This window comes from Streptomyces lacrimifluminis (genome assembly GCF_014646095.1).
Lineage (GTDB): Bacteria > Actinomycetota > Actinomycetes > Streptomycetales > Streptomycetaceae > Streptomyces > Streptomyces lacrimifluminis.
Genome location: NZ_BMMU01000101.1, coordinates 1 through 1,655, shown reverse-complemented (window position 1 = coordinate 1,655; position 1,655 = coordinate 1). Strand labels below are relative to the sequence as shown.

1 protein-coding gene is annotated in these 1,655 nt (G+C 65.0%); it reads right to left on the bottom strand.

The genetic code is table 11. From position 1 onward, the window contains the following. Window positions 1-82: 82 nt before the first annotated feature. Window positions 83-1,402, bottom strand: a complete 1,320-nt coding sequence (locus tag IEY89_RS40085; RefSeq protein WP_189152444.1) for an IS630 family transposase — start codon at window positions 1,400-1,402, stop codon at window positions 83-85. Window positions 1,403-1,655 lie beyond the last annotated feature (253 nt).

Sequence of the window (1,655 nt, the reverse complement as noted above, 5' to 3'; positions counted from 1 at the left end):
GCTCCCGTAGCCACGGCGCTGTCGCTCGCCCCTTGAGGATTACGGGACAACCCTTAGTGTGATGCGCCAGAAATCCTGAGGATTAGTTCTGCTCTGTTATCTGGCCGGTGGTTTTGACCTTGGTGAGGTAGTCGGCGAGGGAGTTGAGAATCTCGTCGGCTGTCTTGGTCCAGGTGAAAGGCCGCGGGTTCTCGTTCCAGGTGTCGATCCACGCAGTGATGTCGTCCTCCAGTGCCTTCACGGAGGTGTGGACGCCGCGGCGGATGAGCTTGTCGGTCAGCATGCCGAACCACCGCTCCACCTGGTTCATCCAGGAGGAGCCGGTGGGGGTGAAATGGACGTGGAAGCGGGGGTGTTTGCCGAGCCATGTCCTGATCTCGGCGGTGTTGTGGGTGGCGTAGTTGTCGCAGACGAGGTGCACGTCGAGCTCGGCGGGCACCGCCTTGTCGATCCGGATCAGGAACTTCTTGAACTCGATCGCCCGGTGGCGGCGGTGCAGCTGCGATATGACGGTGCCGTCGGCGATGTTGAAGGCGGCGAAGAGGCTGGTGATGCCGTGCCGCAGATAGTCGTGGGTACGCCGTTCGGGCATGCCCGGCATCATCGGCAGCACCGGCTGGGACCGGTCCAGCGCCTGGATCTGGGACTTCTCGTCCACGCAGAGCACGACCGCCTTCTCGGGCGGGTGGTGGTACAGGCCGACCACGTCGACGACCTTGGCGACGAACTGCGGATCGGTGGACAGCTTGAAGGAGTCCTGCAGGTGGGGCTTGAGGTCGAATCGCTTCCAGATTCGCCCGATGGTGGACTTCGACAGGCCGGTGCGCTGGGCCATCGAGGCCCGTGACCAGTGTGTGTCCTGGCCCGGGAGCGACTCCAGGGTGGCCACGATGACCTCCTCGACCCGGTCGAGGAGGATCGAAGGCGGCCGGCCCGAGCGCGGCTCGTCATGCAGGCCATCGAGGCGTTTTGCGATGAACCGTGCCCGCCAGCGGTCCACGGTCGACCGGTCGATACCGAGGTCGGCCGCGGCCTGCTGGTTCGTCCCGCCTTCCGCGCAGCGCAGCACGATCTTGGCCCGCAACGCGAGGAACTGGGCGGTCTTCGCCTGCCGCGCCCACTGCGTCAACTGCCTGCGCTCAGCATCGTCGAGGACCAGGTCGGCTTTCGGCCGGCCAATCCAGCCGGCGTCCTCAAGCCCCGCCATCCGCTCCGCGGCGAAAGCCCGACGCCACTTGCCCACCGTCTTGGCCTGGACACCGACGACCCGTGCCACACCCGCGTTGGACATACCGTCAGCACACGCCAGGATGATGCGGGCCTTCTCGGCCGAGCGCCGGTGCGGCAATTGCGTCCGGCGCACCAACTCGGCGCGCTCAGCCTCGGACAGTGTGATCTCCACAGCAGAAGGCCCGGGATGCGACATGAGAACAGAACAGGGTAGTAACTAATCCTCAGGATTTCTGGCGCATCACACTAGGTCTTCTGGTGTCGGGACACGTTCCCGACGATCCTCGCGAAGTCCCCTGATCTGTGGGCGTTCACCGCGCCGCGCTCCGCGGCGAACGGAAAGTGATCACGGCGGAAAAAATCTTGAATCTTCGCGAGCGCGGCAACCTTTCGGCCTTCCCGGACCACTCAGTGCTGTCCGGCCA